Here is an 8,679-nt window from a genome sequence, read left to right as displayed (position 1 = left end):
AGTATTTAGATTAATTGCTAATTTGATGCCCTTATCAATGTATTTTATTGCCTCTTCATGTTGATATGTGAAGTCCAAAGATTTTGCTAAATTTAACATGATTTTCAACTTAATTTCTTTATCTCTAGGAAAATCTAACTTATTAAAATTACTTAAACATCTTTTTAATATATTAATACTTTTTTCATATTCTTTATTTTCCGCATAAAATATAGCCATTGTTTGCATAATATCTATTTCTCTTTCTGATAAAAAATCAGAATTAGTTAAAGTCAGTTTTAATGCATTATTTAAAAAATCTAAAGCAGTTTTTAATGATTTATCCACTATAAATATAGCAATTGCTTCATGCCATATTAGAAATTGTTTCTCTTCTTTTGTTTGAAAATTATTTAAGTTTTTCTCTTTTTTCACTATTTCATAAAGTTCTTTATATTGTTTTTGCTTTAAGCAATCTTTTATTACGTATTTTACATTTTCTACATATTTTAATCTTTTATTTTGAGTTAGTGCAAATATATTATTTGGATCAATACCAAGTCTTTCTGATAATTGATATAGCAATATACTAGATGGATAAATCATACCTTTTTCAATCTTGCTAATTTGACTTTGTGAACATATTCCATGACATAATTCGGATTGTGATATATTTTTTTTGATTCTAAGTTCTTTAATGGTAATACCCAAATCGTTAAATTCCATTCTTCCACCTACTATTTAGCACTTTCACTTTATTAATATAAGAATATTCCCTAACCTTAATGTAATGTAAAATTAATATAGTTGCAATTATTGTTTTAAAGGAATAAGATGCTGAGACTTTTATATGTACAAAAAAGATACCTTAAGGTATCCTCGCAATTGATATATGAGACTATAGTTTTCCAATCAGAAAAAATTTTGGATCAGCCCATTAATTATATATCGTGATATTTAGTTTATTTAGTATGGATTTTTACAAACCTTCCTAATCCCTCTATTTTCCATTTGATAAAATAAAATCCTAATATTACCAATAATTAAATAAATATTTCTACATATTCAAGATATTTACATAAATTACAAAAGTGATACATTTAAGTTGTAAGTTATAAAAACTATTAAAGGGGGATTTATTATGTTCAAGAAATTAGTAGTAGGGCTATTGGCAACAGGTATTGCATTAACAGGAGGAATTGGGGCAGCTTCAGCTGATACGCAAAAAGCTGTGAGCTCTCCGAAACAAGCAACATGCTCAATTCCTTATGAGTATTCTAACGGTAAGTTCAAAAGAACTCTTTATTACTCAAATGGAGTATATGCTAATAGTTTTAATGAAAATGTTTGTGGCGGGACGATTACGTGGTATTTAAAACATGTTCAAAATGGAGTTGCTTTTTACGAAGGTAATTTAAAATAGTAGATTTTTTGAACCTCATTTATTGAGGTTCTTTTATTTTTAGTTTTTAAACTGATTTTCTATAAAAAAGACACCCTAAGGTGCCTTCTTGCGATTTGATCCATCGTAATATGGTATTGGATGCCAATCCAATTATTATTTTACCACATTAAATAGTTGCGGTTATTGAGAAACAATAAAACTCTTTATTTGAATGAAAAAAGCCCTAGGGGGACTAGGACTTTTTTCTAGAATGAATATGATTTAAAAAAGGACTTATATAACGTAACATATGAATGTTTCGTAAATGTATCAAAAAAGTGAACAAAATAGTTAATTTAAATAAAAAATATTTCCTTGTATTAAGCAGCTAGCAAAGGCTAACTGCTTAATACAAGGAGATACAGAGAAGACTAAATGGATTCTGGCATACAGCCTATCAACATTATGGACATAATATTGAGTTTTATTCAAAGGAATTCATGTTTTATAAATTAGATTATGATAGTTGATATTCTCCATATTGACCAGAAAAGAATTAAAAATTCTAGTGAAATTCCAAGTGTTCGTTTCCTAGTTTTTTGAAATTCTTTTATTAAATAGCCAACAGCACTAATTGCTATAAGAATGAAAAGAATAAGTTCGAGTGTAACTGGCATTTTATCTACTCCTAATACAATAATTTATTATATAAAGATTATAAGATATTTTTATGGCTAGTGGTGAAAAATTCAATAGAACTATTTCTAAATGGATGAAATGTTTCAACAGACCAATCAAAGGTTAATACAACAAGTGTTATACAATATACGCATGGAGGGCCATCGGGCTGAAGAAATATTGGAGTATAAAGAGTTGTTAGATTAAAGGATTATTACCGAAGAAGAGTTCGAAGTGTAGAAAAAGTAATTATTAGGTATATAGATGAAACGCTCAGATGAGCGTTTTTTTATTTGTATATTCGCAAGTAAAACAACATAATATCACTATGAATCCTTATAACAATATGAATTTTTGCATATTTTAAAATTCGATATATCCCTCAAAAACTTTTAATTGTATAATATATTTTGTCATATTTTTAGATTTTTCGACATAAACCAACAAAAATAGAGAACATATTGGGAGAAGAAATTATGTACACAAAACTATTAAAATCAATTACATCACTATCACTTATTGGTGGTGCGTTGTTATATACAAATGGCAGCGATGTAAAAGCTGCTGAAGTGGGTGTTTTTTCTGATGTGCCGACATCACATTGGTCATATCCTGCGATTAAAGATTTAGCGAGTAAAAATATTATTTCCGGTTATGGAAATGGGATATTTGGTTTTGGAGATGTTGCGACAAGGGAGCAAGTTGCGGCTTTAATTTATCGAGTGTTAGTACCGAATAAACAAGGCGGTTCGTTTAGTAATGATGGAACTCGTTACGTATTAAAGGATGGGTCTACGTTTAAAAATCCTTACGGTGATATTAATCAAAGTTCTACAATGTTTCCAGAAGAGGTATTAACTTTAACGAATTTAGGAGTTTTTAAAGGTGATGAAAATGGCCAATTTAGACCGAAAGCTTCTGTGAGTCGTGCGGAAATGGCACAAATTCTTACAAATGCTTTCCATCTTGCGGCAAAACAAAAACATACCTTTAAGGATGTTCCAAATCCATTTTGGGCAGAAAACGCAATTAGTGCAGTGCAGTCAAATGGAATCGCAGATGGCACAGGGAACGGGAATTTTGAACCGTATGGCACAGTAACACGTGAACAGTATGCGCAGTTTTTATATAAAACTTTAAAATATAAAAATGCCGATGTGAAAGATACAGGAGATGCGGCATTATTAACAGCGTTTAAAGAGGAAGTACAAAAGCGTATTAATACGTATGAAACGACTATTACACTTCCATATAAAACGAAAAATAATAATACAGACGAAGTGATGAATACACTTTTTAACGCATATAAAGAAGTTGCAAGTAAAAATGAGTATACAAATTATAATAGATCGAATGTTTCATATGGACTTTCTGGATCACCTGGAAATTATACATTTACGCTTAAGATTACATATCGTGAAACGAAAGAACAGACGGAATATGTCATGAAACAAGCGAAAGCAATCGTTTCTTCTATTACTCAAGTTGGAATGGATGATCACGAAAAAGTGAAGGCGATTCATGATTACGTAGTAAAACATGTTTCTTATGATACGTCTTATAAAGCTTACACAGCATATGAGGCACTTGTAAATCGTTCTGCGGTTTGCCAAGGTTACGCACTATTAACTTATCAATTGTTAAAAGAAGCAGGAATTGAAAATCATTTCGTGACAGGAACTGGGGACGGACAACCTCATGCTTGGAATTTAGTGAAAATCGAAAACAAATGGTATCACCTTGATACAACATTCGATGATCCGGTGCCAGATGAGCAGGGCCGCGTAACGTATTCGTATTTTAACTTATCAGATGAGCAAATAACAAGAAATCATGAGTGGAACCGCGGAGATTACCCGCAAGCTACAACAAACTATTATAGTACACTGACAAATAAAATTGCGGCAGGTAGTAAGAAAACGCCTGCATATCAGCAAATATTAAAAGATACAAAGTTAAACTATTTAGGAAATGAATATATTGCAAATAACTATACCGAATTAAAAAATAAAATGCAGCAGCGTTATAGTGCAAAACCAGAGAAAATTGAAGTGCTGTACAAGCAATCAATGAATGGTGCACTGCAAGATGTGAAAAAGGTAATTGGCGAAATCGATTATCCGCAAGGGGCAAACCGAGTTTCTTATAAAGCGGAGCCTTACAATGCGAAAGAAGGGTATTCTTTAGTGACGATTACGTTTACGTATTAAGAATGAGAAAAAGCATCTGTTTCAGATGCTTTTTTTTATTATATTGATTCGACAAAATATGACAGTTGAAAGCGAATTGGTCTGTTATGATAATTTTTTAAATTTTACATTTTGGAGGATTAATCATGAACAAAAAGAAGATTTCCGCTGCGTTAATAGGAATTGTAGCTTTTTTTGTAATTATTAATGTAGTTGTTATGAAAGAGAAAACGACATCAACCAGTGAAAAAATGTGCTCTGAGAAAGAATATAATAAATTAGTAGATGAACATTTTGAAGAAACGCAAAAGTTGAAAAGTGATATGAGTGTGTTAGAAACTGAAAAAAAATCTCTTGATGAGCAAGTGAAGAAGTTAAAAGATGAGTTAGCGAAAAAAGAGCAACAAGTAGCGCAGCAGCCGGTTCAACAAGAACAACCAAAGCAGGAACCACAACAACCAGCACCAGCGCAACAGCCGGAAAAGAAAGAAGAGCCAAAACCAGAACAACCTACTGGAGCATTCGAAAATCCAATGAAAAGCATAAACAAAACAGAGGCAATGAATAAAGTAAAAGAAAAGGCGAAGAAAGACTTCCAAGATGATTATATGACACAAAATTTTGTTGCGGAGGAACAATCAAAAGCATTTGATTTCTTAAACAGTATTGAAATTAAATCACAAGAAGAATTAAATGTAATGAAGAATGCATTGAAAGATTTTTCTAACGACTTTATGACCGCGAAGTTTGTTTATGAAGAGCAAATGAAGGCGAAGAATAAGCAAGGGTAAAACAAAAACGCTATCTTTTAAAAAGGTAGCGTTTTTGTTTTGGGTTATAAAGTTATTCCTACATTTGACATATACAGTCTGACTGTATAAAATTTAACTATACAGTTCAACTATATAGTTTGGCTATATAGTTATCGTTACATTGGAGGTCTTTATGAATAGAGATAAAAATTTACCATTAACGGAAACAACGTATTACGTTCTTTTAGCTTTATTAGAGCCAGCTCATGGATATTTAATTATGCAAAAGGTGGAGGAACTGAGTAATCATCAAGTAAAAATCGCAGCGGGTACATTGTATGGTGCGGTTGAAAATTTATTAAAACAAGGGTTAATAGAATCGGTAAAAAGTGAAGATAAACGAAGAAAAGTGTATGTCATTACGGAACGCGGGAAAGAAGTATTGCATTTAGATTTTATGAGAATGCAGCACATTATTGCGGTTACAAAAAGTTTATTACACGTATAGTTAGGGGGAAACGATGATGTGGAGATTGAAATTCTTTTTAGACTTTGAGAAAGAGGAAAAATGGTTAGAGGAGATGGCTTGGAAAGGCCATCAACTAGAAAGCAATACATTTGGTTATACATTTAGATATACAGAACCGGAAGATGCGACGATTAAAATAGACCATAGAGTATTTAGTAGAAAAAGTGATTTTATTAATTACTGCACATTATTTGAAGATAGTGGCTGGGAGCATATAGCTGGTAATAGGTGGTCAGGTACGCAATATTTTAAAAAGGTAGATGAAGAAAGTGAAGATGACATTTTTTCAGATCCAATGTCACGAGCAGGTAAGTATAAGCGTCTATCTAAAACATTTTTAGAATTAGCGATCTGTTATTTGCCGATATTATTTTTATTTATGTATAGTAATACAATGAATTTAGGAGCCTTTGTAAATCCGAAAGAACTATACTTGACGCCAGGATTATGGGATAAGCAAGGTGTATCATTTCTATGGTCATTCTTATTTGAAACGCCATTTGCATTAATGAGAGGACTTTTTTTGACATTTATCCCCGTTGCGACATGTATGTTTTTCGTTTGCTCGTATAAAGCAAATCGGTTGTATGAAGAGAGAAGGTGATAGGATGGATCCCCTTAAAGTAGATACTTTGGGGGTTTTTTTATGTATAAATAGGTTGTTTGGTAATTGTTAACATTAATTCCTTTTGTTTGTGTTTAAATTTGATATAATTTTAATAATATTCCTTAGGAGGATGATTATCATTAATATACTTTTAGGTATTATTGGAGCAATTGTTTTACTGGCTTTTGTTATCCATCCAGGAGTCCCAGACAAACGTGTCCCTCTACAAAATAAACTTGCAGTAATTCTTCCATTGATTGTTATAGCTGGTTTAATTTCCTTGTATATATAATTAAAACAAGTACTTATCAAGTAACATTAAGATAGGTAGAGAAGTATATATGCTTTTCTACCTATGCGTAGTTTAGTAAAAATGCTCATCAACTTTTTCATCGCTATTGTTCTTTTGTTAATTGCTGTATGGACTGCAAACGGACCTAATATAGAAGACCAGCATAAATAAACCATTGTATTTCTCAATAAACAAAACAATTAAACATGGTTCAAGTCGGAGAAAGGCACCTTAGGCTGTCTATTCTTTTTTTGATATGGTTTATTAGAGGTCACCATATCAAAAAAATTGTACGTCTAGACGCATTTTAAATACAAAATAACCGATTCCTTATACGTTAAGAAACCGGTTATTTATTTGCCTACTTTTTTAGAGGGCTTTTTTTTGTAATGGTTTTAAATGATTGATTTAAGGTTATAAACTTAAATCATAAATAAAAGATAGAGCAAAAACTATATAAGAAATAAATGTAACGAAAACAAGAAAACATATAAACTGAGAATTAGATACATATTGTTCTATTCTTTTTTTCATGTTAATTCGTATTGTTTTTCAAATGTGAAGTATCAATTGGAATTTGACCTTTCCAAGATCCAATTACTTTTCCAATTCTAGTTATATTTACATCTAAAGTAAGGGGCTGTTTAAAAGCGTCTTTTCCTTTAGAATCTATAACAAATGTAGCAACACCTTCAGGTTTATCATTATCACGAATGCCTACATCATTTAGTTTTTTACCTGCTGCCATAAGTTCAAAAGGAAGACGATCATCTGAATCATGGATAAATGATAGTCTCCCGTCATTTTTAATCTCAGGGTTTTCCTCTTGTTGCCCATTAATTTTACCATCATTTTCAAGATTTAATCCTGATGTATCAAATTCAAATGGTACTAAATTACCATCAGCTTTTTCCATTCTATAATGAACTGATATACGTGCATCTGCGATAAATACTTCTTTGAGATGTACAGTAATACCTTGATCTGTAATTTTTTCATCAATAGGAATATATTTACCATTCTTCATCATATCTTGTATGACACCATTTTCATCTCCTATTCCTTCATTTACAACTTTATCATTTGTAATTGCATCAGAAAAATATGAAGCAACATTTGTAGCCGCCACTTGTACTTGTGGAATCATTGCTGTTGTAAAAAGTGCAGCTGCAGCTACTGCTGTATAAATGAAACGTTTTGATTTTTTACTCATGTTTGTAAACATTCCCTTCTTTTGGTGCTTTTTGTGATTTATATTAGAAACATTGTCTAACTTGGAACGGCTTTCAAATGTTTTCCATGCTTGTTCTATATCAATTTTGATTTCTTGTGGTGAATTTGCAGATTCTTCATCTAGCATTACGTTTTCCCATTGATTTAATTTACTAATTTCTACTAATAAATCTTGGCATGCTTCACATGTATCTAGGTGCTTTGTGAATTCCTTTCTTATATCATGAGAAAGTTCTCCATCAATATATGTTTGAATAAACCCGATATCATAACATTTCATTTGTTATGCCTCCTCCATTTGTTTATAAATCTTGCGGAATTTCATTTTTGCTCGGACCAATAATGTTCCAATAGAAGATATTTCAATTTGAAGTACTTCTGCAATTTCTTTATATTGAAAACCAGAGAATTTCATTAGTAAAAGGGTTCGTTCTCGATCATTCATTTTATTTAGTATCGTTTGGACCTTTGTAATTTCTTCTTTTCTTATCCAATCATCGTCTAATGATGAAACATTTTGTACTTCATGGTATTGTATTTCTTTATCAATCTTCGCTTGCTGCCTTTTTTCAGATCGAAAATGGTTATAAGCTACATAAGTAGAAGATTTAATCAACCATCCAGGTATGTTTTCAATTCCTTTCCAATCGCTACGATATAATTGTAAAAATACTTCTTGTGCTAACTCTTCAGCGATAGATTGATCTTTAACAATCCAGATGATTTGTTTCACAGCGTAAGCATAGTACTGCTTAAATAAATCTTCAAAGGTCATATCAGAAGCATGACTTTCTTCATTTTCTATGGTTAACATGTCCGTTTAAACCTCACTTTCAATTTGATACCTGTATTATAGAGAAACCAGAAAAAAGGATTTTGTGACAGTTTTTCTGGATATTTTTTTATATTTTTTATCCCGCATTAACGGGCAGTAAGACCCCCACCTCAAAATTCAGCGTAAGCAAAGAAGTTAGGTGGGGGGCGGGCTGCCCGTAAAAGTCCGATTGGTGGGGGTTAATAATCAGTGGTGGATGAA

9 protein-coding genes are annotated in these 8,679 nt (G+C 31.5%); 6 read left to right on the top strand and 3 right to left on the bottom strand.

The features are described from left to right. Positions 1-705 (bottom strand): helix-turn-helix domain-containing protein (locus DN403_RS28225; protein ID WP_149186000.1); only part of this gene is annotated, 705 nt, incomplete at its 3' end. Positions 706-1,120: 415 nt separating this feature from the next. On the opposite strand from DN403_RS28225, the gene DN403_RS28220 reads away from it, so the two are divergent. The 6 genes from DN403_RS28220 to DN403_RS31435 all read left to right on the top strand — a co-directional run bounded on the left by DN403_RS28220 (position 1,121) and on the right by DN403_RS31435 (position 6,410). Beyond that, on the top strand, positions 1,121-1,402 hold the full coding sequence (locus DN403_RS28220; protein WP_000473837.1) for an LCI fold-containing protein: 282 nt from the start codon (positions 1,121-1,123) through the stop codon (positions 1,400-1,402). A gap of 1,115 nt (positions 1,403-2,517) precedes the next feature. Continuing rightward, entirely contained in the window at positions 2,518-4,251 is a 1,734-nt protein-coding gene (locus tag DN403_RS28210; RefSeq protein ID WP_149185999.1) for an S-layer homology domain-containing protein, read from the top strand. A gap of 125 nt (positions 4,252-4,376) precedes the next feature. Beyond that, entirely contained in the window at positions 4,377-5,021 is a 645-nt protein-coding gene (locus DN403_RS28205) for a hypothetical protein (protein ID WP_106081508.1), read from the top strand. A 154-nt stretch (positions 5,022-5,175) separates the two neighbouring features. Beyond that, positions 5,176-5,490 (top strand): PadR family transcriptional regulator, encoded by a 315-nt coding sequence (locus tag DN403_RS28200; RefSeq protein ID WP_001078063.1) that lies wholly within the window; start codon positions 5,176-5,178, stop codon positions 5,488-5,490. Positions 5,491-5,503: 13 nt separating this feature from the next. Continuing rightward, on the top strand, positions 5,504-6,115 hold the full coding sequence (locus DN403_RS28195) for a DUF2812 domain-containing protein (RefSeq protein WP_098437589.1): 612 nt from the start codon (positions 5,504-5,506) through the stop codon (positions 6,113-6,115). A gap of 133 nt (positions 6,116-6,248) precedes the next feature. Then, complete coding sequence (locus tag DN403_RS31435) at positions 6,249-6,410, top strand: hypothetical protein (protein WP_000583951.1); 162 nt, start codon at positions 6,249-6,251, stop codon at positions 6,408-6,410. 535 nt (positions 6,411-6,945) lie between these two features. Here the strand turns inward: DN403_RS31435 and DN403_RS28190 are convergent. Both DN403_RS28190 and DN403_RS28185 read right to left on the bottom strand, forming a co-directional pair. Beyond that, positions 6,946-7,923, bottom strand: a complete 978-nt coding sequence (locus tag DN403_RS28190; RefSeq protein WP_000650416.1) for a DUF4179 domain-containing protein — start codon at positions 7,921-7,923, stop codon at positions 6,946-6,948. Between the two features lie 3 nt (positions 7,924-7,926). Then, positions 7,927-8,457, bottom strand: coding sequence for an RNA polymerase sigma factor SigX (locus tag DN403_RS28185; RefSeq protein ID WP_000955505.1), 531 nt, complete (start codon positions 8,455-8,457; stop codon positions 7,927-7,929). Between the last annotated feature and the right edge of the window lie 222 nt (positions 8,458-8,679).

The sequence above is a fragment of the Bacillus sp. AY2-1 genome (genome assembly GCF_008368965.1).
Lineage (GTDB): Bacteria > Bacillota > Bacilli > Bacillales > Bacillaceae_G > Bacillus_A > Bacillus_A thuringiensis_S.
This window is presented reverse-complemented; position numbering and strand designations above follow the sequence as displayed.

Coding starts and splice junctions, on each gene's coding strand:
- DN403_RS28210 (WP_149185999.1), top strand. CDS start 2,518: ATGTACACAAAACTATTAAAATCAATTACATCACTATCACTTATTGGT.
- DN403_RS28185 (WP_000955505.1), bottom strand. CDS start 8,457: ATGTTAACCATAGAAAATGAAGAAAGTCATGCTTCTGATATGACCTTT.
- DN403_RS31435 (WP_000583951.1), top strand. CDS start 6,249: ATGATTATCATTAATATACTTTTAGGTATTATTGGAGCAATTGTTTTA.
- DN403_RS28195 (WP_098437589.1), top strand. CDS start 5,504: ATGATGTGGAGATTGAAATTCTTTTTAGACTTTGAGAAAGAGGAAAAA.
- DN403_RS28220 (WP_000473837.1), top strand. CDS start 1,121: ATGTTCAAGAAATTAGTAGTAGGGCTATTGGCAACAGGTATTGCATTA.
- DN403_RS28205 (WP_106081508.1), top strand. CDS start 4,377: ATGAACAAAAAGAAGATTTCCGCTGCGTTAATAGGAATTGTAGCTTTT.
- DN403_RS28190 (WP_000650416.1), bottom strand. CDS start 7,923: ATGAAATGTTATGATATCGGGTTTATTCAAACATATATTGATGGAGAA.
- DN403_RS28200 (WP_001078063.1), top strand. CDS start 5,176: ATGAATAGAGATAAAAATTTACCATTAACGGAAACAACGTATTACGTT.